Here is a 25,475-nt window from a genome sequence, read left to right on the forward strand (position 1 = left end):
TACCGCAACCACAATGAGTTTCACGAGCAGTGCGTGGAGCGCATCTTCATGGACATCTGGACCCGCTGCAAGCCCACCAAGCTCACGGTGTATGCCCGCTACACCCGACGCGGCGGGCTGGACATCAACCCGTTTCGCACCAGCCATCCGCAGGCCCTGCCCGGCAACACGCGCACCGCGCGCCAATAAATCCCGACACTTCTATGACGGCGTCAGGGCGGCGCCTAGGCCGGCACTTCTTCGCGCAGCGTGGCGTTAAAGGCCTCTACCGGCATCGGCCGGCCAAACAGGTAGCCCTGGCACAGCTTGCAGCCGTGCTCCGCCAGAAAAGCGCGCTGCTCCTCGGTTTCTACCCCCTCTGCCAGCACCTCGATCCCCAGGTTGTTGCCCATGCCGATGATGGTCTGGATGATCATGGAATCGGTCACCTGCAGGCCGATATTGCGGACAAAGGACTGGTCGATCTTGAGCTGGTCCAGCGGCAGCCGCGTGAGGTAGGACAGCGACGAATGCCCGGTGCCGAAGTCGTCCATCGAGAAGCTCACGCCCAAGTCCTTGAGGGTGTGCATTTTGGCAATGGTGTCGTCCACGTTGTCCAGCACCAGGCTCTCGGTCAGCTCGAGCTTGAGCCGCTGCGCCGGAGCCTGACATTGGGCGATAGCGCTGCGCACCTGATCGACAAAGTCCGCATCGCGGAACTGCCGCGCGCTCACGTTGACCGACAGCTCCAGCCCCGCAGTCGCCGGCGAAAGCTGCCACTGCGCCAGCTGACGGCACGCCTCTTCAATCACCCATTGGCCCAGCGGCTGGATGAGGCCGGTTTCTTCGGCCAGGCTGATGAAGCTCCCCGGGGCAATCATTCCCCGCTCGGGGTGGTTCCAGCGGATCAGGGCCTCTGCGCCCACGGGCGTGCTGCCGTCCCGCATCTGAATCTGGTAGTGCAGCGCAAACTGGTACTCGGCCAGGCCGCGGCGCAGGTCGGTCTCCAGCGCGGCCCGGGCCTCGATGGCGGCGAGCATGCCGGGGTCAAAAAAGCACAGCGCATTGCGCCCCGAGCTCTTAACCTGGTACATGGCAATGTCAGCCTGCTTGAGCAAATCGGAGGCCTGCTGCGAGGCGTCGCCGAACATGGCCGCCCCCAGGCTGCAGGAGCTGCGGTAATGCTTGCTGTTGAGCTCGTAGGGCAGCGTCACCGCGCGCAGCAGGTTGTCGCCCACGGTGCGGGTCTGGCGGGCGGCCTCGGCGGTGTCTTCGCTCAGGTCCATCAGCATCACCACAAACTCGTCGCCGCCCAGCCGCGCCACCGTGTCGGCCTCGCGCACGCAGCCCTTGAGCCGCTGCGCTACCTGTTGCAAGAGCAGGTCGCCCACATCGTGGCCCAGCGTGTCGTTCAGGGTCTTGAAGTGGTCCAGGTCCATGAACAAGAGCGCGCCATGTCGCCCGTTGCGCAGTGTGGACACCACCGCCTGCTGCAGCCGGTCGGTCAGCAGGCGCCGGTTGGGCAGCCCGGTGAGCGGGTCGTAGAAGGCGAGTTGCTCGATTTCGGCGCTCGCGCGGCGCAGGCGGGTCACGTCCTGGTACACGATGACCACGCCGCCATCGGGCGTGCTGCGCTCGGTGGTTTCGATGATGCGCCCGTCGGGAAACTGGCGCTCGTGGCTGTGAACGCTCTCCGACAGCAGCGCGATCCGGTCAGCCACCCAGTGGGCGCGCTCTTCGTCCGATGCCTCAGGCAGGTGGTGGTGGGCTGCCACACCCATCAGGCTCACAAACGGCACGCCGACCGCCACATGCGTATCGAGCCAAGGGTAGATCTCGAGGTAGCGCCGGTTCCAGCTCACCACTTTGTACTCGGCATCCAGCAGCAAAAACCCGTTTTCCATAGCTTCCAGGGCGCGGTCGGTGGTGGCCATGGCGTGGGTGATGGTGCGCTGGGCGTCGGCCATGCTCTGCAAATAACGCACGCTGACAAAACCCACCGCTGCCAGAAAGAGGCAAAAAGTCAGCCCCACGGCCCCGATCAGCAGCAGCTGAAAGCGCCACTCTTCGAGCACCGTCTCCATCGGGATACTGACGGTGAACAGCAGGTTGTCGTAGAGCATCGGGCGCGATGCCACCAAAGCGGGGCGCTGCCCGAAGCGCGAGGGCATTTCATCGGCCACCTGGCTCGCCCGTCCGCCGAGGGCAGGTACCAGGCGCACGCCGGCAATCGAATTCTTGTGCGGCACGCTGGCGAGCAGCTGGCCGTTACCGCGCTCCAGCGTCACCTCGAGTTGGCTGATGTCTGCACCCTGCACCAGGATGGCGGTGATCAGACTCACCGGCACCTCGGCCACTGCGAGCACCGCAGCCCCATCACCGAGCGGCAGCGGACGCGCAAAGAACAGCACCTCTTCGGCGCTATGCGGGCTCATCACCGGCTGGCTGACATTCAGCGCAGGCGCGGCTTGCGCGAGGGTCTGTTGGGCAAAGCTGCCCGGCATGCCGGGGGCGGTGCGGTCCGAGCCGGTCAGCACCTCACCATCGGCAGAGAGCAGCCAGACATGGTGAACCATCATGTTCTGCCGGGTGGCCCCCTCCATCAGCGTCAGCACTTCGGGGTTCTTCAGGTCTTTAGCCTGTGCGTTTTCGAGTTCCAGCAGCTTGTGCAGGCCAAACAGCAGCACATCGATGCCCAGAAAACTGCGGTTCACCGCCGTCTGTGCGCCGGTAACAAAGCGCTCGGCCTGCTCTTTGCCGTTGCCGATCGCATCGGAGCGGAGGTTGGCCGCCAGCATGCCGCCGCTCAGTGCCACGGCCATGATCAGGCCGGCGGTTACCACTAAGATGGACGTACCTGCGCGCGAAAATTGCTTCAAGCCCATGAATTTAACGATTTTAGCCTAGCCGAGGCGCCCGGGCTCTTGGGCCGCGGCGGAAACAAACGCATCAATAGGCACCGGCCGGCTGTAAAAGTAGCCCTGAAAGGCATCGCAGTCCATGCCCGCCAACAGGTCGCGTTGTTCGGCGGTTTCTACCCCTTCGGCAATCACCGACAGGCCTAGGTTGTGACCCAGCGCCACGATGGTGCGGGCGATCACCGCATCGTTCGGGTCGGTGAGCAGGTCTTGCACAAAAGAGCGGTCAATCTTGAGTTGCGAGAGCGGCAGGCGCTTGAGGTAGGACAGCGACGAGTAGCCGGTGCCGAAATCATCCAGCGAGAAGCTCACGCCCAGCGCTTTGAGGGCATTCATTTTGACGATGATGTCCTCCACATCGTCCACCAGCATGCTCTCGGTGATTTCCAGCTTGAGCCTGTTGGCGGCTGCGCCCGTGCGCTGCAGCGCCTTGCGCACGCTGCTCACAAAGCCGGGCTTGGCAAGCTGCGCCGCGCTCACGTTGATGGCCAGCGTCCATTGCGCGGTGTGCGGCGAGCCGCTCCAGGCCACCAGCTGATGGCAGGCCGACTCCAGCACCCAGTCGCCCAGCCGGATGATGGTGCCGGTTTCTTCGGCCAGCGGAATAAATTCGGCCGGCGAGACCAGCCCCCGCGTCGGGTGCTGCCAACGCACCAGCGCCTCGGCACCGGTGCATTGGCCCTGGCTGTCCATTTGCGGCTGGAAATACAGCACAAACTCCAGCTGCTTGAGCCCGCGGCGGATTTCTTCGGCCAGCTCGGCGTGCGTCGTTACGGCGGCTTGCATCACCGGGTCAAAGAAACGCGCGGTGTTGCGGCCGCAGGCCTTGGCCTGGTACATGGCCACGTCGGCTTTCTTGAGCAGCTCGTCAATGGTTTCGTCGTCCTTGTGAAACAACACGATGCCGATGCTCGGGGTGCTGGCGTGGCTCTTGCCCCGCAGGCTGTAGGGCTGGTCCAGCGCATCCAGAATTTTGTGCGCCACGATCTCGGCCTGCGTGGCGGCATCGGCCCGGCCGGTGCTCAGACCCTCGAGCAGCACCACAAACTCGTCGCCGCCCAGCCGCGCCACCGTGTCCACCTCGCGCACACAGTGGCGCAGGCGCTGCGCCACCTGCAGCAGCAACTCGTCGCCCACATCGTGGCCCATGGTGTCGTTGAGCAGCTTGAAGTGGTCGAGGTCCAGAAACATCAGCGCGCCGTGCTGGCTGATGCGGGCGCTGTTGATCATGGCTTGGCGCATGCGGTCCATCAACAAGCGGCGGTTGGGCAGGCTGGTAAGCGGGTCGTAAAACGCCAGCCGGCGGATTTCTTCCTCGTCCCGGCGCTGCTGGGTGACATCGCGCAGGGTGACCACAAAGGTTTCCTCCTGCAGATGTGGAATGCGCGATGCCGAGACGCTGATGGGCCGCAACACGCCGCTTAGGTGGTGGCCGTCCAGCTCGGTGTGGGCGCCTTCAATGCCGTCAACCCGGTTGAGCAGCTCCAGCTGGCCTTGGTCGTCCAGCGGCAGGGCGGTGCCCAGCAACTCTGCCAGGGTGAGCGGGTAGGCGTTCGGTGGCAGGCCCATCATGCGCAGGGCGGCCTTGTTGTGGCTGTGGATGCGGCCGGCGCGGTCCACCGTTACCAGCCCGTCCACCATGCTGTCCAGGATGGCCTGCCGGTAGCCCGCGGCCTCGGCCAGGGCGAGCCGGTCGGCCTCGATTTGTGCGTCGGCGTAGTCGTTTTCGATGGCCAGACTCAGCAGGTAGGCGCTGCGGCGCGCGGCCTGCAGCTCGGCCTCAGAGGGAATATGGGGCTGGGAGTGGTACACCGCAAAGGTCCCCAGGACCTTGCCCTTGGTTGAGCGGATGGGAATTGACCAACAGGCCCGCAGGCTGTGGGCCAGTGCCAGTTCCTTGTAATCAATCCACAGGGGGTCTTCAGCAATGTCTGCCACCACCACATCCCGCGCCTCGAAGGCGGCAGCCCCACAGGAACCCACCCCGGCACCAATGGCCACGCCGTCGATGGCGGCGCAGTAGTGCGGCGGCAGGCTGGGCGCGGCTCCGTGGCGCAGATGCAGCCTCCGCGCGTCGAGCAGCATCACCGCAGCCATGGTGCCGGCGAAGATGGCCTCGTAGCGCACGATGAAGTCCGACATGATGGCCTGCAGCGGCATATTGGCCGCCAGGCTCTCCAGCAGCTTGCGCTCAGCGTCGTTTTGCTGCCCTAGCTGGTGCTGCTCGGTGATGTCCCGGCTGCTCCCCACGATAAAGGCCGGCTGGCCTTGCTCGTTGAATACGGGCCTGAGCGAGGTGGCTATGCGGCGCGGGGCATCAAAACCCGGTAAGTACAACACCTCCTCGCGCAGTATCTCTTCGCCGCGGTCAAAAGCTGCCTGCTCCTGCTCGCTGGGGGCCTTCCCATGGTCCGGCGCCTCGAGCGGCATCTTGCCCGGGCCCGCAGCGGCGCGGCCTACGGTGTTTTGCCATGCCTCGTTGGCATACAACAGCTCCCCACGCGCGTTCTTTACCAGGAGCGGTTGCGGGTTGGCGCGCAGGAGGAGGAACAGCTCTTCGTGACTGAGTGCTCTGAGCTTGGAAAAAGAGGGATGCAATAGGTGGCCTGTGGCGCTTTCTACGGAAGTTAGAACATTTATGGGAGCTGGAACACTTGCACCGCGCGCGCTACCGAGGCGGCGCTGTCGTTGAGGCCGTCGGCCGAGGCGGCGGACTCTTCCACCAGCGCGGCGTTTTGCTGGGTCACGGTGTCCAGCTGGGTCACGGCTTCGTTCACCTGTCCGATGCCGATGGCTTGCTCTTTGGTGGCGCTGGTAATCATCTGGATCAGATTGCCCACTTCCTTGACGTGGTTCACCACATCGTCAATGGTCTTGCCCGCGCTCTTCATCTGCGCCGAGCCTTCGCTGATTTGTTCGCCCGACTGGGCAATCAGCTCGCGGATTTCTTTGGCAGCGGTGGCGCTGCGCTGCGCCAGCGCCCGTACTTCCGACGCCACCACCGCAAAACCACGGCCCTGCTCGCCGGCGCGCGCGGCTTCTACCGCGGCATTGAGCGCCAGGATGTTGGTCTGGAAGGCAATGCCTTCGATCACACCGATGATGTCGCGCATCTTGTTGGACGACTGGTCGATGGTCTCCATGGCGGCAATCACGCTGTGCACCGCCTCGCCACCTTCCTGTGCCACCCGGGTGGTCAGGTTGCTTTGGGTGGCCACGCGGTTGGCGGTCTCGGCGGTTTGCTTCACCGTGCTGGCCAGCTCTTCCATCGATGCGGCGGTTTCTTCCAGGCTGCTGGCCTGCGATTCGGTGCGGGCCGACAGATCGATGCTGCCGGAGGCAATTTCGGCTGCCGAGCGGCTGAAGGCGGCGATTTCTTGGCGCACATCGCCGACCACCGCGCGCAGGTTGATTTGGATTTGGAGCATGGCGCGCAGCATGTCGCCCAAAGGCGGCGCGTAGTCCCCCTTCACGCTGGTGGTCAGGTTGCAGCCGGCCAGGTCGTCGGCAAATTTTTCAGCGGCGCGAATGCCGGTCGCAAAGTTCACCTGGAACCAGGCCATCACGCCGGCCGCCCCCAACAGCAGAAACACCAGCTGTGCCCAGAAAGCCACCGCCCCGTCCAAGCCCAACAGGTCGGGCGCCATGCCTACGGCGACCAGGCCGCCCAGCGCCAGCGCCAGCCGCTGGCCCAGGGTCATGCGGTTGAACCGGTCGGACCAGCCGCGAATGCCGCGGTAGCGCACTTGCCCGCGCTCCAGGTAGACCGTGTTGTTGCCGGTTTTTTCTTCTGCACGCATTTGCGCGTACAGCTTCTCGGCGGCATCAATCTCGCGGCGGCTGGGTTTGATGCGGACCGACATATAGCCGCGGGGCTTGCCGTTCTCCAACACCGGAGTCACATTGGCCTGCACCCAGTAGTGGTCGCCGTCTTTGCGGCGGTTTTTCACCAGCGCCGTCCAGGCGCGGCCGCTGGCAATGGTGGCCCACATGTCGCGGTAGGCGCCAAGCGGCATGTCGGGGTGGCGCACCAGGTTGTGGTTTTCGCCAATCAGCTCGTCGTAGGTGAACCCGCTGATTTCCACAAACGCATGGTTGCAGTGGAGGATGACGCCCTGGGTGTCTGTCATGGAGACCAGCATGCGGTCTGCGGAGTAGTCAAATTCCCGCTGGGTGACTGGTAAATTGAGGCGCATGGAGGGTCCGTTCTTCTGGAGTTAGAGCTCAGTCTCTTAAGAGACCCTGCGCACCCTCATTGGGCATCACCTGGGTCCCGTAAGTCAATGTCCGTCAAGCCTCTGCACAGGGTTGCGCGCAAGAAACTTTGATTTCCACCAAATTTTAAGCGGTAGCGAATGACAGAACCGCGCGGCCCGGGCGGGCTAAAACAAATCCAGTGTCAGGGGGTCTTTTGCTATGGTTTTGGAAGCTGCTGACGCATATTCCACAGGCCCTGGAGCCATTTTTGGCACCAAATTGGCGGCTTCTTCTGCGCTCAGCAGCGTGCCCACCCGCACCCCGAGCAGGCGCAGGCGCTTGTGCAGCGGGGCCCTTTTGAGGCACAGGCCGGCCAGGCGGCGGATTTCGGCCGCATCGGCGGTGTAGCAGTCGATGGTGATGTCCCGGGTCACGCTGCGGAAGTCGTCAAATCGCAGCTTGATGCCGATGGTTTTGCCGGCATAGCCCTTGCGCTGCAGATCGGTCGCCACCTGCTCGCACAGGCGGGTGAAGATACCGCCCAGCTCCGCCTTGTCGCGCACTGCGTGCAGGTCGCGCTCGAAGGTGGTTTCGCGGCTCATGCTCACTGGTTCACTTTCAGTGACCACGGGCCGGTCGTCACGGCCCCAGGCGGCGTCATGCAGCCAGGCGCCGGTGCGCTGGCCGAAGGTGTCCATCAGCCACTGCAATTCGCGCGCCGCGAGCTGGCCGATCGTTTCGATGCCGTGGCTTTTGAGCTTTTCGTCGGCCTTGGGGCCGATGCCGTTGATTTTGCGGCAGGCCAGCGGCCAGATCATCGACTCCAGATCGCTCTCACCGACGATGGCCACACCATTGGGCTTGTTGAATTCGCTGGCCATCTTGGCCAACAGCTTGTTCGGCGCCACACCCACCGAGCAGGTGAGACCGGTGTCATCAAAAATGGTTTTCTGGATCAGCCGCGCCAGGCTGCGCCCGCCCTGGCGCTGGCCGCCGGGCACATCGGTGAAGTCGATGTACACCTCGTCCACCCCGCGGTTCTCCATCAAAGGGGCCATGCCGGTGATGATGGCTTTGAAGCGCTGCGAATAGTGGCGGTACTGCGCAAAGTCCACCGGCAGCAGCACCGCCTGCGGGCAGAGTTTGGCTGCCTTCATCAGCCCCATCGCCGAGCCCACGCCGAACTGGCGCGCGGCGTAGGTGGCGGTGGTAATCACGCCGCGGCCGGTGTAGTCCCGCAGCAGCGGAAAGTCGGCCACCGGAATCTGGTTCAGCGCAAGGCCTTCGTGGCGCTCTAGGAGCGCGTCATCGGCCTGCCTGCGCCCGCCGCCGATGACCACCGGCATCCCCTTGAGCTGCGGGTAGCGCAGCAGCTCGACCGACGCGTAAAACGCGTCCATGTCCAGGTGGGCAATGCGGCGCACCGTGGGCGGGCTTTCCGGGTCGGGAGGTTAATAGGTGCCGGGAACCAGGATGTTGTGGTCCACGTTCTGAATGTTGGTGTGGCCGCAGAAGGCCATGGTGATGTCCAGCTCTTTGTGGATGATTTGTAGTGCCTTGGTCACGCCCGCTTCGCCCATGGCGCCCAGGCCGTACACAAATGCGCGGCCGATCATGGTGCCCTTGGCGCCCAGTGCCCAGGCCTTGAGCACGTCTTGTCCGCTGCGTATGCCGCCGTCCATCCAGACCTCCAGCCGCGAGCCTACCGCCGCCACAATGGGCGGCAGCGCGCTGATGCTGCTCGGTGCGCCATCCAACTGGCGGCCGCCGTGGTTGCTCACCACAATCGCATCGGCCCCGCTGTCGGCGGCAAGAATCGCGTCTTCCACGTCCTGAATGCCCTTCAGGATGAGCTTGCCGCCCCATTTTTGCTTGACCCATTTCACGTCGTCCCAGGACAGGCGGGGGTCGAACTGCTCGTTGGTCCAGGCGGCCAGCGACTTCATGTCGCTCACCGATTCCACATGGCCGACCAGGTTGCCGAAGGTGTGGCGGCGGGTTCCCAGCATGCCGAGGCACCAGCGCGGCTTGGTGGCGAGGTTGAGGATGTTGGCCAGCGTGGGGCGGGGCGGGGCGCTCAGGCCGTTTTTGATGTCTTTGTGGCGCTGGCCGATAACCTGCAAATCCAGCGTGAGCACCAACGCGCTGCAGCGGGCGGCGCGTGCGCGCTCGATCATCTTGGCCATGGCGCTGCGGTCGCGCATCATGTAGAGCTGAAACCAGAAGGGTGCGGTGGTGTTCTCGGCGATGTCTTCAATCGAGCAGATGCTCATGGTCGACAGGGTGAACGGAATGCCGAACTTCTCGGCCGCGCGCGCGGCGTGGATTTCGCCATCGGCGTGCTGCATGCCGGTCAGGCCCACCGGCGCAATGCATACCGGCATCTTGGTCGCAATGCCCACCATGCTGGTGGCGGTGCTGCGGTTTTCCATGTTGACCGCAACCCGCTGGCGCAGCTTGATTTTCTGAAAATCGGCCTCGTTGGCGCGGTAGGTGCCTTCAGTCCAGGAGCCGGAGTCGGCGTAGTCGTAAAACATGCGCGGCACCCGCTTCTCGGCCAAAACGCGCAGGTCTTCAATATTGGTAATCACGGGCATGGGAATGTCTCCTTAGGTTTTTCTAGATGGTAGTGCGCGCCGTTGCCTGCTCGTGTGAAAAACGGCTTGGGACGGATGAAATTATTCTCAGGCGCAAGGCGTAAACTGGGCCGGCGAGGGGAGCGCATCCCCTATCCCACAACCCTGACAACCACATCATGACCGACACATCACCCCTGTTCCGCCCCTTCGCCTTCAAAGGCCTGCACCTGCCCAACCGCATTGTCATGGCGCCCATGACGCGGTCTTTTTCCCCGGGCGGCGTGCCCACCGCGCAAGTGAGCGAGTACTACCGCAAGCGCGCGGTGGGTGATGTGGGCCTGATCGTGTCCGAGGGCACGGTGGTGCAGCGGCCGTCTGCTTCCAACGACCCGGACGTGCCCCACTTCTGGGGCGATGCCGCGCTGACCGGCTGGCAGGACGTCATCAACACCGTGCACCATGCCGGCGGCCGCATGGCGCCGCAGCTCTGGCATGTGGGCGCGGCGCGCAACCCGCGGACCACCTGGACCGCGCCGCCTCCGGTGGACTCGCCCTCGGGCCTGTCGCGCCCGGGCAAGCAGTTCGGCGAGCCCATGACCGACGCGGCCATTGCCGACACCATTGCCGCCTTTGCCCGCGCCGCCGGTGCTGCCAAGCGGCTGGGCTTTGAGGCGATTGAGCTGCACGGAGCGCACGGCTATTTAATTGACCAGTTTTTCTGGGAAGGCACCAACGCGCGCACCGATAAATACGGCGGCAGCCTGGTGGCCCGCGGCCAATTTGCGGCCGAGATACTGAAGGCCGTGCGCGCCGAGGTGGGGCCGGACTACCCCGTCATCATCCGCCTCTCGCAATGGAAGCAGCAGGACTACTCCGCCCGCATTGCGCAGTCGCCCGACGAGATGGCCGCCTGGCTGCAGCCGCTGGCGGACGCGGGGGCCGACATCTTTCATTGCTCGCAGCGCCGGTTCTGGGAGGCCGAGTTTGAGGGCTCCGACCTCAACTTCGCCGGCTGGGCCAAAAAGCTCACCGGCCGGCCCACCATCACCGTGGGCTCGGTGGGCCTGAGCGGCGAGTTCATTGCATCATTTGGCGGCGAGAGCTCGCAGCCCGCAGCGCTGGACGAACTCCTGCGCCGGCTGGACCGCGGCGACTTCGATCTGGTGGCTGTGGGCCGCGCGCTGATTGCCGACCCGGACTGGGTGCACAAAGTGCGCGATGGCCGGCTGGGCGAGCTGTCAGATTTTTCGCCGGCGGTTTTGGCGAGCCTGGTGTAGGGGCTTCGCCGGTTTAGCCCAGACGTTGCTGGTGCCGCGCAATCTGCGCCCGCACTTGCACCGGCGCAGTGCCGCCAAGCGTGTTGCGCGCGTTAAGCGAGCCGCGCAGGCTTAAGGCTTCAAACACATCGGCCTGGACGGTGGGGTTAAAGCCTTGCAGCACGTCGAGGGGCAGCTCCGATAAATCCACGCCGCGCTCAGTGGCGGTTTTTACGGCGTGGGCCACGGTTTCGTGCGCATCGCGAAAGGGCAGGCCCTTCTTGACCAGATAGTCGGCCAGATCGGTGGCGGTGGCGTAGCCCTTGAGCGCCGCGCGCTCCATGGCGTCGGGCTTGGTGGTGATGCCGCCCACCATGTCGGCAAAGATGCGCAGGGTGTCTTTGAGCGTGTCTACCGTATCAAACAGCGGCTCTTTGTCTTCCTGGTTGTCTTTGTTGTAGGCCAGGGGCTGGCCCTTCATCAGGGTGATCAGGCCCATCAAATGACCGACCACGCGGCCGGTCTTGCCGCGGGCCAGCTCAGGCACGTCGGGGTTCTTCTTCTGCGGCATGATGGAACTGCCGGTGGTGAAGCGGTCGGCAATGTGGATGAAGCCGAAGTTCTGGCTCATCCAGATGATCAGCTCCTCGCTCATGCGGCTCACATGCACCATGGTGAGCGCTGCGGCGCTGGTGAACTCGATGGCAAAGTCGCGGTCGCTCACTGCGTCCAGGCTGTTCTGGCAGACGGCGGGCGCTCCGGCCTCGTCCACCATGCCCAGCGTGATGGCCACGCGTTCCCGATCCAGCGGGTAGCTGGTGCCGGCAAGGGCTGCCGATCCCAGCGGCAGGCGGTTGGTGCGGCGGCGCACCTCGGAAAAGCGCTCGGCATCGCGGCTGAACATTTCCACATAGGCCAGCATGTGGTGGCCAAAGCTCACCGGCTGCGCCACCTGCAGGTGGGTGAAGCCGGGGAGGATGACGTCGGCGTTCTTGTCAGCCAACACCAGCAAGGCTTTCTGCAAATCGGTGATCAGGCCGCCAATCAGGTCGATCTCGCCGCGCAGCCAGAGGCGCACATCGGTGGCGACCTGGTCGTTGCGGCTGCGGCCGGTGTGCAGGCGTTTGCCGGCGTCGCCCACCAGCTGGGTGAGGCGGGCCTCGATGTTGAGGTGCACATCTTCCAGGTCTAGCTTCCACTCAAAGTGGCCTGCCTCAATCTCGCTCCAAATCTGCGCCATGCCGCGCTCGATGGCGGCGTGGTCCTGCGCATTGATGATGCCTTGGGCGCACAGCATCTCGGCGTGCGCCAGGCTGCCGGTGATGTCGGCCTGCCAGAGACGCTTGTCGAAAAACACGCTGGAGGTGTAGCGCTTGACCAGGTCGCTCATCGGCTCGGAAAACAGCGCGGACCACGCCTGGGACTTTTTATCGAATTGGTTTTGAGACATGGGGCGCTTCACAGAAAGGGGTCAAAATCCAGTGGACATGGACGACAGCCAAACATTATCGACGTTCCAGGGCTTGGCCCCCGCGCCGCCCGAGGCAGTGTCGCAGGCCGCACCGGTGCTGGTGTTTGACGCCTGCCACACCGGCGTGGTGCTGCGGGCGGTGCTGTTTGTGGAGGTGTCGTTGGCGGCGGGGTGCATGTTTGCTACTGCCACCCCGTGGGACTGGGTGGCCCGGCTGGCGCTTTTCACCGGCGCGGCCCTGCCGGGAACGCTGGTCTGGCTGCTGGTGGCTTGTATTGCCAAGCGCTGGCTGGCCCGCAGCCGGCGGTGGGTGCAGTACGGGCTGGCGCTGGCGCTGGGAGGGTTGTCCGGGCTGTACGGCTGTGGTTTGCTGGCGGTGTCGGGTTTGCTGGAGAACCCGCCCTGGGTGGCGAGCCTGTTTTCGGGCGTGTTGCTCTCGAGCTTGCTGGTGGTGGCGCTGGTGATGCGGGCCAAGGGCCGCGCCCCGGCCGACACGGCCGCCCGCCTGAGCGAGCTCCAGTCGCGTATCCGGCCTCATTTTTTGTTCAACACGCTCAACAGTGCCATTGCGCTGGTGCGCGCCGAACCCGCGCGGGCCGAGGCGCTGCTGGAGGATCTGAGTGAGCTGTTTCGCCATGCCCTCAAAGACGCCGGCGAATCGGTCACGCTGGGCGAGGAGCTGGTACTGGCGCGGCAGTACCTGGACATTGAGCAGGTGCGCTTTGGCGAGCGGCTGCAGTTGGAGTGGGACCTAGACCCGCGGGCCGATGGCGCGCGCCTGCCGCCGCTGATCTTGCAGCCGCTGGTGGAAAACGCGGTGTGCCACGGCGTGGAGCCCAGCCCCGGGGGCGCTGTGGTGCGCATATCGACCCGCTGTAAGGGCTCGGTGGTGGTGATCAAGGTCACCAACGCGGTACCTGCCGCTCAGGGCACGCGCGGCCACGGGCTGGCGCTGAACAATGTGCGCGAGCGGCTGGCGCTGCTGCATGACCTGCAGGGCCGTTTTCAGAGCGGGCGCAAGGGCGGCGTCTACCAGGTTCGCATGGAGGTCCCCCTATGACATCGGGGCGGCCGGAATCCGTGTTGCGGGTGCTGCTGGTCGATGACGAACCGCTGGCGCGGGCCCGACTGCGCACCCTGCTGGCCGGCTGCCGGCACCCCGCGGCTGAGGTGGCGGGGGAGGCGGGCAATGCGGAGCAGGCGGCCGCCTTGTTGTGCCAGCAGCCGTTGGATGTGGTGTTTTTAGATATTCACATGCCCGGCAGCAACGGCATGGCGTGGGCGCACACCCTGCGCGCCCAGCAAAACCCTCCGGCGGTTGTGTTTGTCACCGCCCACGCCGAGCACGCGGTGGACGCCTTTGAGCTGGCGGCGGTGGACTACCTGACCAAGCCGGTGCGGCTCGGTCGGCTGCAGGAGTCGCTACAAAAAGCAGAGCGCTTCGCGCAGTCCAGACGGGCGCAAGCGGCCGATTTGGCATCAGAAGACGTGCTCGTCATTCAGGAGCGCAACCGTACCGAGCGGGTGCCGCTGTCGCAGGTGCTGTATTTCAAAGCCGAGCTGAAATACCTCACCGTGCGCACCGCCAGTCGCAGCTACATCATGGACGGCGCGCTGAACGACCTGGAGCAGCAGCACGGTGGCCGGTTCATCCGCATTCACCGCAACGCCTTGGTCGCCCGGAAAATGGTGCGTTCATTAGAAAAGCACTTCGACGCCGACGAGGGCGAGGGCTGGGCGGTGCGCCTGCAGGGGGTCGACGAGAAGCTGATGGTGTCGCGCCGTCAGCTGCCGGCGGTGCGGGCGCTGGTGTCGCAATAGCCGGTGTCGCAATAGCCGGTGTGAAACCCCGGCATGGATGACCCGGCGCGAATTAACCCGTGTTGCGCAGCCCCGCGGCGATGCCGTTGATTGAGATGTGGATGCCGCGCTGCACCCGCTCGTCGGCCTTGCCTTCGCGGTAGCGGCGCACCAGCTCGACCTGCAGGTGGTGCAGCGGGTCGATGTAGGGGAACCGGTGGCGGATCGAGCGCTGCAGGGCGGCGTTGTTGGCCAGACGGTTTTTCTCGCCGGTGATGCTCGCCAGCGCCTGCGCGGTGCTGTGCCATTCGGACTCAATGGCGCTGAAAATCTTTTTGCGCATCCGCGCATCCGCCACCAGCTCGGAGTAGCGCGAGGCCAGTGCCAGATCGCTCTTGGCCATCACCATGTCCATGTTGGAGAGCAGGGTCCGAAAGAAGGGCCACTGCTTGTACATTTTTTGTAGCAGGGCGAGCCCCGCCTTTTGTTCGGCGACCGTGCCGGTGCCGACAAACTGTTGCACCGCCGAGCCAAAGCCGAACCAGCCCGGCAGGGCGAGCCGGCACTGGCCCCAGCTGAATCCCCAGGGAATCGCGCGCAGGTCTTCGATGCGCTGGGAGGCTTTGCGCGATGCCGGGCGCGACCCGATGTTGAGCTCGGCAATCTCGCGCAGCGGTGTGGAGCTGAAAAAGTATTCGGTAAAGCCCGGGGTCTCGTAGACCAGCGCGCGGTAGGCGGCCATGCTCAGGTGCGAGAGCTGGGCAGCGGCTTCCAGAAAGGCCAGGCTGGCGGGCTTGGTGGGCTGCAGCAGGGTGGCCTCCAGGGTGGCGGCGACCAGGGTCTCGAGGTTGCGCCGGCCGATTTCGGGGTTGGCGTACTTGGAGCCGATGACTTCCCCCTGTTCGGTCAGTCGGATTTGCCCGCGCACCGTGCCGGGGGGCTGCGCCAGAATGGCTTGGTAGCTCGGGCCGCCACCGCGCCCCACCGTGCCGCCGCGGCCGTGGAACATGCGCAGCTGAATCGGGTGCCTGGTCGCGAGTTCGTCGAACAACTCCACCAGCGCGATTTCGGCACGGTACAGCTCCCAGTTGCTGGTGAAGATGCCGCCGTCTTTGTTGGAGTCGGAGTAGCCGAGCATGATGTCTTGCTCGCTGTACTGGTCGGGCTGGCCGCGCTGGATCAGCTCTGCCACGCCGGGCAGGGCGTAGAACTCCCGCATGATGGGCGCGGCGTTGCGCAGGTCTTCAATGGTTTCAAACAGCGGCACCACGATCAGGTCGGCGGTTGCAGCGGCTGGGTGGGAGGGGCGGAGCACGCCGCGCATCAGCCCGACCTCTTTTTGCAGCAGCAGCACCTCGAGCAAATCACTCACGGTTTCGGTGTGGCTGATGATGTAGTGGCGGATGGCCTGGTGGCCGAAGCTCGCGCGCATCTTCCGGGCCATGGCAAAGATGGCCAGCTCGCCCTGCGTGTGGGCCGAATAGTCGGCGCCGTGCACCTGCAGCGCGCGGGCGTCTTGCAGCAGGCCCATCAGCAGGCTGCGTTTGTCGGCCTCGGCGAGGCTGCTGTAGTCGGCATGCACGCCGGCAGTGGCCAGCAGCTCAGCGACGACCTCTTCGTGCTTGTCCGAGCTCTGGCGCAAATCCACCGTTGCCAGATGAAAGCCAAACACCTCGGCCGCGCGAATCAGCGGGCGCAGGCGCTGGGCGGTCAGGGCTTCGCCGTGGTTGGCCTTGAGCGAGGCTTCGATCACCCGCAGGTCGGCAACCAGGTCTTCGACGCGCAGGTAGGGGTTTTGCGGGGCCACCGCGTGGCGGGCGGCTTCGGTGCCGGTGAGGTCGTGCAGGGTGGCGGCAAGGCGGGCGTACACGCCGATGAGGGCGCGGCGGTAGGGCTCATCTTTACGGTGTGCGTTCTGGTCGGGGGAGCACTCTGCCAGGGCCTGCATGTCGGGGCTGCAGTCGGCCAGCATGGCGGAGATCGACAACTCGCCGCCCAGGTAGTGCACCTCGGTCAGGTAGTGGCGCAGGGCCACTTCGGCCTGGCGGCGCAGGGCGTATTCCAGGGTTTGCGCGCTCACGTTGGGGTTGCCATCGCGGTCGCCGCCAATCCACTGGCCCATGCGCAAAAAGTTGTGCACCGGCTGGTTGTCCAGGCGGTCTTCGAGGTCTGCATAGAGCTTGGGGATTTCGCGCAGGAAGGTCGACTCGTAATAGCTCAGTGCGTTCTCAATCTCGTCGGCCACGGTGAGCTTGGAGTAGCGCAGCAGGCGGGTCTGCCAGAGTTGCATGACGCGGGCGCGCATCTGGGCCTCGTTGGCGGCAAGCTCTTTGGGAGTGAGGGCGTCTTTCTTACTATCGACTCCCCCGGCGCGCTGTTTGATTTCGTCGCGCTGGGTCAGCAGCTGGGCGATGTCGCGCTCGGCATCCAGAATGCTTTTGCGCTGGACTTCGGTCGGGTGGGCTGTGAGCACGGGCGACACAAAACTCTTTGCCAGCGTGCTGGAAATCAGCTTGGGCGGGATGCCCGCCCAGCGCAGGCGGGACAAGGCGACTTCGATGCTGCCCTCCTGGGTGTCGCCGGCGCGTTCGTGGATGGCGCGGCGGCGGATGTGGTGGCGGTCTTCGGCCAGATTGGCCAGATGCGAAAAATAAGTAAATGCGCGGATAACGCTCACCGTCTGGTCGCCGGAGAGGCTCTTGAGCAGCTTCTTCAGCGCCCGGTCGGCCTCGTGGTCGGCGTCGCGGCGAAAAGCGACCGAGAGGGTGCGGATTTGCTCAATCAGTTCGTAGGCTTCGATGCCCTCTTGCTCCCGGATCACATCGCCCAGAATCCGGCCCAGCAGCCGTATGTCTTCTACCAGGGGGCGTTCGTTCTCTTTGGCGCGCTTGGCCGATTCCGCGGCGGGTGCTTTGATCATAGGTCTGGGGTTAGGGTGAGAAGGCCGTTTGCAGAGGCAAAAACAGCGCCTGGTAATGGGCCCATGCTAGCATCGACGGCCCTTAGGCAATTACCACCGAGTTACGATTTTGGCCACCTTTACGATCGCCACCCGCGAGAGCCGTTTGGCACTCTGGCAAGCTGAGCATGTCAAAGATCTGCTCGAAAAAAACGGCGCCCAGGTAGCGCTTTTGGGCATGACAACCCAGGGGGACCAGATTCTGGACCGCGCCCTGAGCAAGGTGGGCGGCAAGGGCCTGTTTGTCAAAGAACTCGAAGTCGCCCTGGACGAAGGCCGCGCCGATCTGGCTGTGCATTCCCTCAAAGACGTGCCCATGGAGCTGCCCGAGGGTTTTGCCCTGGCCTGCGTCATGGAGCGCGAAGACCCGCGCGACGCCTGGGTCTCCAACCGCTATGCCAGCCTGGCCGATGTGCCGCAGGGTGCTGTGGTGGGCACCTCCAGCCTGCGCCGCGTGGCCCTGCTGCGCGAGATGCGGCCGGACCTGAAGATTGAGCCGCTGCGCGGCAACCTCGACACCCGACTGCGCAAGCTCGATGACGGGCACTTTGATGGCATCGTGCTGGCTGCGGCCGGACTCAAGCGCCTGGGGCTGGAGTCGCGGGTTCGCGCGGTGTTTTCCCCCGAGCAAATGCTGCCGGCCGCCGGCCAGGGTGCGCTGGGTATTGAGATTCGCCAGATCCGCACCGACGTAGCGCTTGCCCTGCAGCATCTGGTCCATCAGCCCACTTTGTTGGCGGTGAGCGCCGAGCGCGCGGTCAGCCGAATGATGGGCGGCAGCTGTTCCATGCCCTTGGCGGCCTTTGCCACGCTGGACGGTGACTCCCTGCACATTCGCGCCGCCTGGGGCGATGCCGAAGGCGTGTTGCCCGTGGTCTATGCCAGTGCCAGCGGGCAGGTGCAAGACACCGCCGGCGCCACCGCTCTGGGCGAGCAGGTGGCCCGCGAGTTGCAACGCCTGATGACGGTGAGTGCGTCTGCCGCGCCTCAGGCGGCTAGGCTTTAGGGGCAGCTGTATGCGCGTCATCATCACCCGACCCCAGGGCGAGGCCGCCCCGTGGCTGAGCGCGATGGACGCATCCGGCTTCAGCGGCTGGGCCCTGCCGCTGATTGACGTGCACGCCACGCCGCAGGCCCAGGCGGTGGAGTCGGCCTGGAGCCGGCTGGCCGGTTTTGATGCGGTGATGTTCGTCAGCCGCAATGCCGCGAAGCATTTTTTTGCACGAAAAAGCCTTGAATCGCCCGTATTTACTGCGCAATCAGCTATCAAAACCGTAGCATTTGCGACCGGACCGGGCAGCTATTCGACGCTGGAACGGATGGGGGCCGAGCCCGCATTTGTGTTCGCGCCCGATCTGGCTGCCGGCCGATTCGACTCCGAAGCGCTCTGGGAGGTGGTGAAAGACCGCGTGGTGCCGGGCTACCGGGTGCTGATCGTGCGCGGCAGCACCGTGGGCGCGCCTGGCGGGGGCGAAGGCAGCGGTCGAGACTGGTTTGCACAGCAGGTGCAAAGCGCAGGTGGCGAGGTGGAGTTTGTGGTGAGCTATGAGCGCAGCTGCCCTCATTGGGACGCTACCACCCGGCAGCAGGCTGCCGGCGCCAGCCAGGACGGCAGCGTCTGGGTGTTCAGCAGTTCTGAGGCGATTCGCAACCTGCAGCAATGCTGCACGGGCACCGGCTGGGGCCAGGCGCGCGCGGTGGTCACCCACCACCGCATTGGCGCAGCCGCGCGGGCGGCCGGATTCGGGCAGGTGCTGGAGTCCAAACCGCTGCTTCCCGCTCTCTTGGCGTCGATAGAATCCTTGCAATGAATTCACAAGCCCCCGCCCCGTCCGGCGTAACGAGCGTGGCTGACAAGCCGCCCCGTCGCTGGCTGCAGGCCATCGGGCTGATGGCGGCTGCCGGTCTGGTCAGCAGCACCTTGTTGTGGCAAAAGCTGGGAACGGTGCAGGAGCAACTGGCACGCCAGATGGCAGATTCCGGCACCCAGTCGGGCGAAGCCCGCATCACCGCCAAGCAGGCACAAGAGCTGGCCTTAGAGACCAGTGCCAAGCTGGCCGTGCTGGAGGCCCGGCTGAGCGAGGTGGCCCTGCAGCGCAGCCAGCTCGAGGAACTGATGCAAAGCCTCTCCCGCTCGCGCGACGAAAACCTGGTGGTCGACATTGAATCGTCTCTGCGCTTAGCGCAGCAGCAAGCGCAGCTCACCGGCAGCGTCGAGCCTTTGCTTGCGGCCCTCAAGTCGGCCGAGCAGCGCGTGACCCGGGCCGCACAGCCCCGCCTGATGCCGCTCCAGCGGGCCATCACCAAAGATGTGGCCCGCATCAAGGGCACTGTCCTGTCAGATACGCCAGCCATGTTGGTCAAGTTGGACGAGCTGGTCGCCCTGATCGATGACATGCCGGTAGGTAACGCGGTGCAAGCCGCCAAGGCCAGCCCCAGTTTGAAGCGCCAGGCGGAAGAAACCATGAGCGGCTGGTGGGGCCGTTTGGGCGGGCTGGTGCGCGACGAAGTGCGCGGCCTGGTGCGGGTGAGCAAAATTGAAAATCCCGATGTGGCCCTGCTCTCGCCCGAGCAGTCGTTTTTTGTGCGTGAGAACTTCAAGCTCAAGGTCCTGAATGCCCGGCTGGGGCTGCTGTCGCGCCAGACCGATGCGGCCCGCGCCGATCTGGCGTCGGCTTCGGCCACGCTGACGCGTTTCTACGACGCCGGCTCGCGCAAGACCCAGACCGCGCAGGCGGTGTTGCAGCAGCTACAGACGCAGATGCGTACGCTGGACGTTCCACGGGTCGACGAGACCCTGGCCGCACTGGCCACCGCCGCCGCAGGACGCTGACTCCATGCGCTTTGCCCTGTGGTTGATGGCCCTGTTTGCAACGGCGGTGGCGTCAGCACTGTTTGCTGGCAGCAACCAGGGCACCGTCACCTTGTATTGGCCGCCGTACCGGGTTGATTTGTCGCTGAACCTGGTGCTGCTGACACTGGCATTGGTGTTTGTGACCCTGCACCTGGCCTTGCGCGCGCTCTCCGGACTTTTCAGCATCCCGCAGCAGGCGCGCCGCTGGCGACTGTCGTACAAAGAGCGGGCGATTTACGCCGGCCTGCTGGATTCGATCTCCCAGATGCTGGCTGGCCGCTTTGTGCGCTCACGTAAGTCGGCAGAGCTGGTGGCGGCGGTGGAAGACACCATGGTCGCGAGCGGCGACACGCTGCCCGATGCCGGCCGGCTGCGCACCCTGGCCCACCTGCTGGCGGCGGAGAGTTCGCATGCCCTGCAGGACCGCGGCAACCGCGAGATTCATTTTCAGCGCGCGCTGGGCGAGGCCGCACAGCAAGACGGCGGCGATTTGCACGACGGCCTTCAGCTGCGTGCCGCCCGCTGGGCCCTGGACGACCGCGACCCGGGCGCCTCGGCCAATTGGCTCCAGCAGCTGCCGCTGGGCACCGCCCGCCGCACGATTGCGCTGCGCATCCGCTTCAAGGCAGCCCGCCAGGCCCGCAACACCCGTGTGGGCCTGGAATCCGCGCGCACGCTGGCCAAGCACCGCGCATTCTCCGAACTTGCCGGTGCCGGCATCGTGCGCGGGCTCGCGCTGGAGTCTTTACGCACTGCCTACGACCTCAATCAGCTCGAGCAAGCCTGGGCTGCGCTGGAGGCCACCGAGCGCGCCATGCCCGATGTGGCATTGGAGGCCGCCGAGCGTTGGCTCGCGCACCGGGGCGAGCCCGCCACCGCGCGCACATGGGTACTTCCCCTGTGGCCGGGGCAAGGGCAGGTCACTGGCGGGGGCTCAGCGCTCTCGGAGGAGCAGCGCGTACGGCTGGTGGGTGTGCTGGAGACCAGCTTCGCGCAGGCCGATGCGGCGCCTGATGCGGTATGGCTTGCGCGCATTGAAGCCGCCCAACTGGCGCAGCCCGGCGACCCTTTGCTGCAGTATCTGGCGGGTGTGATGTGTGTGCGGCTGGCGCTGTGGGGCAAGGCCCATGCCATGCTGCGCCAGGCCATTCCCATGCTCAAAGACACCGGCATGAAGCGCAAGGCGTGGCTGGCGATGGCGGCGCTGGCCGAGCAGCGCCAAGACAACCAGGCCGCGGCCGAAGCCTACAAGGCAGCTGCCCGGGCCTGAGCCACCTCCAGCCGGACTACAGACACCGGCGCTGTAGGCGGCTATCATGGTTTATGGCCTCACTTGTCGAACACCTCCTCAAGCTCACCGATCACCGCGACCGCGATCTGCTCGAGCTGAGCCTGTCCAAGGCATTGATTGATCTGGTTCCGATTCAGCGTGTGCTGGTCTCCAAAGTAGTGAGCGAAGAGGGCGTGCGGCGGTGGATGGATATCACCGTGCTCGACGCGCGGGGCGGCGGCAAGGTGGTGGACCCGCTGCGTATGGATTTTCAGTCGCTCCCGCTGCTGGACGACAACCGCGACCGCCTGCTCTGCATGCAGCAGCGGGGTCTGATTGAGGTGGCCTGGGCGGGGGAGAACGGGCCGCGCATCAGCTACCTGCCGCTGTTCTCAGACCCGGTCAATGGCGAGGAGTTTGTGCTGGAAATTCACTCTTCCGGCCCCTTGCAGCCACAAGACCTGCAGACCATTGGCGTCCTCTCCCGCGTGTTCGGAAATATGTACCGGCTGCTGGCATACAGCGACCGCGATGCGCTCACCGGATTGCTCAACCGCAAGTCGCTCGACGACGCGTTCTACAGCGCGGTGCTTGACGAGCTCGGCGAGCTCGACACCGCGCAAGCCGCCAGCCGGCAACCCGCGTTGGCCGGTGGGTTGGAGCGACGGCACCGGGTGCCGCCTAACTACTGGCTGGGCACGGTGGCGATTGACAACTACGACGTTGTCAACAACCAGCATGGCCACCTGATTGCCGAGGAAGTGCTGCTCATGGTGGCTCGCATGATGAACAACACCTTCCGCACCTACGACCGCCTGTACCGTCTCGGGGGTGAGCAGTTTGCGGTGCTGATGCACTGCCCTGACGAAGCCCTTGTGCTGGCGGCCTTTGAGCGATTTCGCAGCCATATCGAGAATTTTCGTTTCCCGCAGGTCGGGCCGCTCACCGTGTCGGGAGGGTTCACCCGCGTCACGCCCGATGATTCGCCCAGCACGGCGCTCGAGCGCGCCGAGCGTGTGGTGGACTATGTGCGCCACCATGGCCAGAACAAGGTGTTCAGCTACTCCGCGCTGGCGGACCAAGGCTTGTTCAGCGCCTTGCCGGCAACCGGCGCAGTCGATATTTTTTAAGCCTGGGCGGATTCAGCTCCGGGCGGGCTAAAACCCAACAAAAAGGGCGCCGAGGCGCCCTTTTTGTCAGGAAACCTGCACCGCCTTAGGCCGCCGGGGAGTCCTCAAAGGGCAGCTTCAAGTCGCGCAGATCGCGCCGGGTTTCCACCAGCACCAAAGGCCGGTCATCCAACGCCACGGGGGCAGGGCGCTCTCGCGGCACGCGGACCGGCTGAGGCTCTGCTGCAATGGCAGCTTGCACCGCGGCGATCTTGTCCGCATCGGAATTGACCCATTGCAGGCCCGACGATTGCGCCACTTGCGCCAGGGCTTCTACCGGCAGGCTGTAGGCCTCGACCTTGGGCAGCTGGTTTGCCGTGGCGGCTGAAGCAACTGCAGCAGTAGCAGCAGTTGCAGCGACTACCACAGGCGTAGCGGCCGCCGCAGGCGCGCCAGCAGCAGAGGAAAAAACCGGTGCGTCGGCAGGCGCGCAGTCCGCGTTTGCCGACGAGGCATCTGCGTCGGGCGCGTCGTTCAGCAGGTCGCCCTGTTGGCCTTGATCGCCTTCGTTGCGATCGGAGCGATCGGTTCGGGGGCCACGGTTGCCACGGTCGCGTCCATAACGGTCACGGGAGCGGCGTTCCCGCTGATCGGAACCAGCGGATGCGTCGCCTTGCGCGTCGCCGGCGAGGGGCGCCTGCGCCGTGTCGCTGGGGTCTGACTGGCCTTGCGCGGCATCTGTGCCGTTGTGCTCTGGGCCGTTGCCTTCTTCGGTGCGGGGGCCGCGCTCGTTGCGGCGGCCACGGCCGCGGCCGGAGCGACCGTCACGGCCTTCGCGGGGCTCGCGACCTTCGCCCTGGGTGTCGGAGGATTGCGCTGCGCCTTCGGCTTGGACCTGGGAGTTGCCGGCGTCTTCATTCAGGTCAGCGGGGCGTGCTGTGCCTTCTGTGCGCTCGCGTCCTTCGCCGCCGCGAGGGCCGCGGCCGCCGCGACCGCCGCGCTCAGGCCGGCCTTCGCGCGCTGGGGGCGCTGCGCCTGCTTCGGTTTGTAGTTCGACTCCCACGCCTGCAACCTGTGCGGGGTCGGCGTCCATGCGTTCTTGCCTTGCGGCACCGCTGCGGCCGCCGCGACCATTGCGGCCACCGCGCTCGGGGCGATCGCCACGACCTTCGGGACGCACTTCGTTGCGGCCCTGGCCTTCGTTGGGTCCATCGGAGCGGTTGTCAGTGCGACCGTCCCCACGACCCTGGCCGCGTCCATCATTGCGACCTTCGCCACGCGGGCCGCGCCCGCCGGAGCGATTGCCGTCGCGCCCACCACGGCCTTCCCGCTTGTCGTCTGTCTTGGTGTGCGCAGGCGCCGCCACCGGGGCTGGTGCCGCAGCAGGAGCCGCAAACAGGCTCTTGAGCCAGCCAAAGAAGCCGGCCGATTCCGCCGGCGCTGCCGGTGCAGCGACGGGTGCTGCCGCCTTCACCGGCTCGGGCTTGGGAGGGGCAATGGGTGCGGGCGCATCGGGCAATACGCCCTTGATGACCGGCGTCTGGCGGTTGGTGGGCTCTTGCGAGCGGCGCGTCACGCTGGTGGACTCTTCCATATCGTCCGCCATCTTGTAGCTGGCTTCTATCGAGTCCAGGCGCGGGTCGTCGTGCTTCAAGCGCTCGAGTTTGTAGTTGGGTGTTTCCAGCGTCTTGTTGGGCACCATCAGCACGTTGATGCGCTGTTTGAGCTCGATCTTGGCGATTTCAGCGCGCTTCTCGTTGAGCAGGAAAGAAGCCACTTCCACCGGCACCTGGCACAGCACGGAAGCGGTGTTGTCCTTGAGCGACTCTTCCTGAATGATGCGCAAAATTTGCAGTGCGCTGGATTCAGTGTCGCGGATATGGCCGGAGCCGCCGCAACGCGGGCAGGGAATGGATGCGCCTTCCGACAAGGCCGGGCGCAGACGCTGGCGGCTCATTTCCATCAGGCCGAACTTTGAGATGGTGCCGAGTTGCACGCGTGCGCGGTCCTGGCGCAGGGCGTCGCGCAGGCGGTTTTCCACTTCGCGGCGGTTGCGCGACTCTTCCATGTCGATAAAGTCGATCACGATCAGGCCGCCCAGGTCGCGCAGGCGCATCTGGCGGGCCACTTCGTCGGCGGCTTCGAGGTTGGTGCGGGTGGCCGTTTCTTCGATGTCGCCGCCTTTGATGGCGCGGGCCGAGTTCACGTCCACTGAGACCAGCGCTTCGGTGTGGTCAATCACGATGGCGCCGCCGGAGGGCAGGGTCACGGTGCGGGCGTAGGCCGACTCAATCTGGTGCTCGATCTGGAAGCGGCTGAACAGCGGCGCATCGTCGCGGTAGCGCTTCACGCGGGCGGCATGCTCGGGCATGACGTGCGCCATGAACTGCTGGGCTTGCTCGTACACATCGTCGGTGTCGATCAGGATGTCGCCGATGTCGTGGTTAAAGTAGTCGCGGATGGCGCGGATCACCAGGCTTGATTCCTGGTAAATCAGGAATGCGCCCTTGGCGCCCTTGGCAGCACCGTCGATGGCGCTCCAGAGCTTGAGCAGGTAGTTCAGGTCCCACTGGAGTTCGGGCGCGCTGCGGCCGATGCCGGCGGTGCGGGCGATGATGGACATGCCGTTGGGGTATTCCAACTGGTCCATGTTTTCTTTGAGTTCCGCGCGGTCGTCACCCTCAATACGGCGGCTCACGCCACCGCCACGGGGGTTGTTGGGCATGAGCACCACATAGCGGCCGGCAAGGGAGACAAAGGTGGTCAGCGCCGCGCCTTTGTTGCCGCGCTCTTCTTTTTCCACTTGCACCAGGAGTTCCTGGCCCTCGCGGATCGCGTCCTGAATGCGGGCATTGCTTGCCGACACGCCTTGCTGGAAGTACTGCTTGGAGATTTCCTTGAACGGCAGAAAACCGTGGCGTTCTTCGCCGTAGTCGACAAAGCAGGCCTCCAGCGAGGGCTCTACCCGCGTCACCACGGCTTTGTAGATGTTGCCTTTGCGCTGTTCGCGCCCTTCGATTTCGATTTCGTAGTCGAGCAGTTTTTGCCCGTCAACAATGGCCAGGCGGCGCTCTTCGGCCTGC

Annotated in this window: 16 protein-coding genes and 1 pseudogene; 9 read left to right on the forward strand and 8 right to left on the reverse strand. The window is 65.1% G+C overall.

Features of this window, described 5'->3' with window-relative positions; genetic code table 11:
• Nucleotides 1-189 (forward strand): annotated as a pseudogene (locus Q0O05_RS05270) (NADPH-dependent 7-cyano-7-deazaguanine reductase QueF); the annotation flags it as partial.
• Between the two features lie 35 nt (nt 190-224).
• On the opposite strand, the gene Q0O05_RS05275 reads toward Q0O05_RS05270, so the two are convergent.
• The 5 genes from Q0O05_RS05275 to Q0O05_RS05295 form a co-directional block, all read right to left on the reverse strand.
• Nucleotides 225-2,864: an EAL domain-containing protein gene (locus Q0O05_RS05275; protein ID WP_293660953.1), complete on the reverse strand. Its 2,640-nt coding sequence runs from the start codon at nt 2,862-2,864 to the stop codon at nt 225-227.
• Between the two features lie 18 nt (nt 2,865-2,882).
• Nucleotides 2,883-5,495, reverse strand: a complete 2,613-nt coding sequence (locus Q0O05_RS05280) for an EAL domain-containing protein (RefSeq protein ID WP_293660955.1) — start codon at nt 5,493-5,495, stop codon at nt 2,883-2,885.
• A 38-nt stretch (nt 5,496-5,533) separates the two neighbouring features.
• Nucleotides 5,534-7,093, reverse strand: coding sequence for a PAS domain-containing methyl-accepting chemotaxis protein (locus tag Q0O05_RS05285; protein ID WP_293660957.1), 1,560 nt, complete (start codon nt 7,091-7,093; stop codon nt 5,534-5,536).
• Between the two features lie 186 nt (nt 7,094-7,279).
• Nucleotides 7,280-8,494: a DNA polymerase IV gene (dinB, locus tag Q0O05_RS05290; protein ID WP_293660979.1), complete on the reverse strand. Its 1,215-nt coding sequence runs from the start codon at nt 8,492-8,494 to the stop codon at nt 7,280-7,282.
• A 51-nt stretch (nt 8,495-8,545) separates the two neighbouring features.
• Nucleotides 8,546-9,691 (reverse strand): alpha-hydroxy acid oxidase, encoded by a 1,146-nt coding sequence (locus Q0O05_RS05295; protein WP_293660959.1) that lies wholly within the window; start codon nt 9,689-9,691, stop codon nt 8,546-8,548.
• A 158-nt stretch (nt 9,692-9,849) separates the two neighbouring features.
• Between Q0O05_RS05295 and Q0O05_RS05300 the strand changes: the two genes are divergently transcribed.
• Entirely contained in the window at nt 9,850-10,950 is a 1,101-nt protein-coding gene (locus Q0O05_RS05300) for an NADH:flavin oxidoreductase (RefSeq protein WP_293660961.1), read from the forward strand.
• Nucleotides 10,951-10,963: 13 nt separating this feature from the next.
• Here the strand turns inward: Q0O05_RS05300 and argH are convergent, their stop codons facing one another.
• On the reverse strand, nt 10,964-12,379 hold the full coding sequence (argH, locus tag Q0O05_RS05305; RefSeq protein ID WP_293660963.1) for an argininosuccinate lyase: 1,416 nt from the start codon (nt 12,377-12,379) through the stop codon (nt 10,964-10,966).
• A gap of 37 nt (nt 12,380-12,416) precedes the next feature.
• Between argH and Q0O05_RS05310 the strand changes: the two genes are divergently transcribed.
• Complete coding sequence (locus Q0O05_RS05310; protein ID WP_293660965.1) at nt 12,417-13,460, forward strand: histidine kinase; 1,044 nt, start codon at nt 12,417-12,419, stop codon at nt 13,458-13,460.
• Complete coding sequence (locus tag Q0O05_RS05315) at nt 13,457-14,221, forward strand: LytTR family DNA-binding domain-containing protein (protein ID WP_293660967.1); 765 nt, start codon at nt 13,457-13,459, stop codon at nt 14,219-14,221. Before Q0O05_RS05310 ends, Q0O05_RS05315 begins: the two co-directional genes overlap by 4 nt.
• A 52-nt stretch (nt 14,222-14,273) precedes the next feature.
• Here the strand turns inward: Q0O05_RS05315 and ppc are convergent, their stop codons facing one another.
• Complete coding sequence (ppc, locus tag Q0O05_RS05320) at nt 14,274-17,120, reverse strand: phosphoenolpyruvate carboxylase (RefSeq protein WP_293660968.1); 2,847 nt, start codon at nt 17,118-17,120, stop codon at nt 14,274-14,276.
• Between the two features lie 109 nt (nt 17,121-17,229).
• Here ppc and hemC point away from each other — a divergent pair, with 109 nt between their 5' ends.
• The 5 genes from hemC to Q0O05_RS05345 all read left to right on the forward strand — a co-directional run bounded on the left by hemC (nt 17,230) and on the right by Q0O05_RS05345 (nt 22,413).
• A complete protein-coding gene (gene hemC / locus Q0O05_RS05325) occupies nt 17,230-18,165 on the forward strand; it encodes a hydroxymethylbilane synthase (RefSeq protein ID WP_293660970.1) in 936 nt (311 codons plus the stop codon).
• 10 nt (nt 18,166-18,175) lie between these two features.
• Nucleotides 18,176-18,970 (forward strand): uroporphyrinogen-III synthase, encoded by a 795-nt coding sequence (locus Q0O05_RS05330; protein ID WP_293660971.1) that lies wholly within the window; start codon nt 18,176-18,178, stop codon nt 18,968-18,970.
• Nucleotides 18,971-19,050: 80 nt separating this feature from the next.
• Nucleotides 19,051-19,992: a uroporphyrinogen-III C-methyltransferase gene (locus tag Q0O05_RS05335; RefSeq protein WP_293660981.1), complete on the forward strand. Its 942-nt coding sequence runs from the start codon at nt 19,051-19,053 to the stop codon at nt 19,990-19,992.
• Between the two features lie 4 nt (nt 19,993-19,996).
• Nucleotides 19,997-21,283, forward strand: a complete 1,287-nt coding sequence (locus Q0O05_RS05340; RefSeq protein ID WP_293660973.1) for a heme biosynthesis HemY N-terminal domain-containing protein — start codon at nt 19,997-19,999, stop codon at nt 21,281-21,283.
• A gap of 53 nt (nt 21,284-21,336) precedes the next feature.
• On the forward strand, nt 21,337-22,413 hold the full coding sequence (locus Q0O05_RS05345) for a GGDEF domain-containing protein (RefSeq protein WP_293660975.1): 1,077 nt from the start codon (nt 21,337-21,339) through the stop codon (nt 22,411-22,413).
• An 85-nt stretch (nt 22,414-22,498) separates the two neighbouring features.
• On the opposite strand, the gene Q0O05_RS05350 is transcribed toward Q0O05_RS05345, so the two are convergent.
• On the reverse strand, nt 22,499-25,475 hold a 2,977-nt coding region (locus Q0O05_RS05350; protein WP_293660977.1), incomplete at its 5' end, for an Rne/Rng family ribonuclease.

Origin of the sequence: Rhodoferax sp. OV413 (assembly GCF_945881795.1) — a bacterium.
GTDB lineage: Bacteria > Pseudomonadota > Gammaproteobacteria > Burkholderiales > Burkholderiaceae_C > Allorhodoferax.

What these genes read in the sequence shown, in the direction of transcription:
- Q0O05_RS05285 (WP_293660957.1), bottom strand. Translation starts at nt 7,093, where the DNA reads ATGCGCCTCAATTTACCAGTCACCCAGCGGGAATTTGACTACTCCGCA.
- Q0O05_RS05295 (WP_293660959.1), bottom strand. Translation starts at nt 9,691, where the DNA reads ATGCCCGTGATTACCAATATTGAAGACCTGCGCGTTTTGGCCGAGAAG.
- Q0O05_RS05315 (WP_293660967.1), top strand. Translation starts at nt 13,457, where the DNA reads ATGACATCGGGGCGGCCGGAATCCGTGTTGCGGGTGCTGCTGGTCGAT.
- Q0O05_RS05275 (WP_293660953.1), bottom strand. Translation starts at nt 2,864, where the DNA reads ATGGGCTTGAAGCAATTTTCGCGCGCAGGTACGTCCATCTTAGTGGTA.
- argH (WP_293660963.1), bottom strand. Translation starts at nt 12,379, where the DNA reads ATGTCTCAAAACCAATTCGATAAAAAGTCCCAGGCGTGGTCCGCGCTG.
- dinB (WP_293660979.1), bottom strand. Translation starts at nt 8,494, where the DNA reads ATGGACGCGTTTTACGCGTCGGTCGAGCTGCTGCGCTACCCGCAGCTC.
- Q0O05_RS05335 (WP_293660981.1), top strand. Translation starts at nt 19,051, where the DNA reads ATGGCGGCTGCCGGTCTGGTCAGCAGCACCTTGTTGTGGCAAAAGCTG.
- Q0O05_RS05340 (WP_293660973.1), top strand. Translation starts at nt 19,997, where the DNA reads ATGCGCTTTGCCCTGTGGTTGATGGCCCTGTTTGCAACGGCGGTGGCG.
- Q0O05_RS05345 (WP_293660975.1), top strand. Translation starts at nt 21,337, where the DNA reads ATGGCCTCACTTGTCGAACACCTCCTCAAGCTCACCGATCACCGCGAC.
- Q0O05_RS05330 (WP_293660971.1), top strand. Translation starts at nt 18,176, where the DNA reads ATGCGCGTCATCATCACCCGACCCCAGGGCGAGGCCGCCCCGTGGCTG.
- Q0O05_RS05310 (WP_293660965.1), top strand. Translation starts at nt 12,417, where the DNA reads ATGGACGACAGCCAAACATTATCGACGTTCCAGGGCTTGGCCCCCGCG.
- Q0O05_RS05300 (WP_293660961.1), top strand. Translation starts at nt 9,850, where the DNA reads ATGACCGACACATCACCCCTGTTCCGCCCCTTCGCCTTCAAAGGCCTG.
- ppc (WP_293660968.1), bottom strand. Translation starts at nt 17,120, where the DNA reads ATGATCAAAGCACCCGCCGCGGAATCGGCCAAGCGCGCCAAAGAGAAC.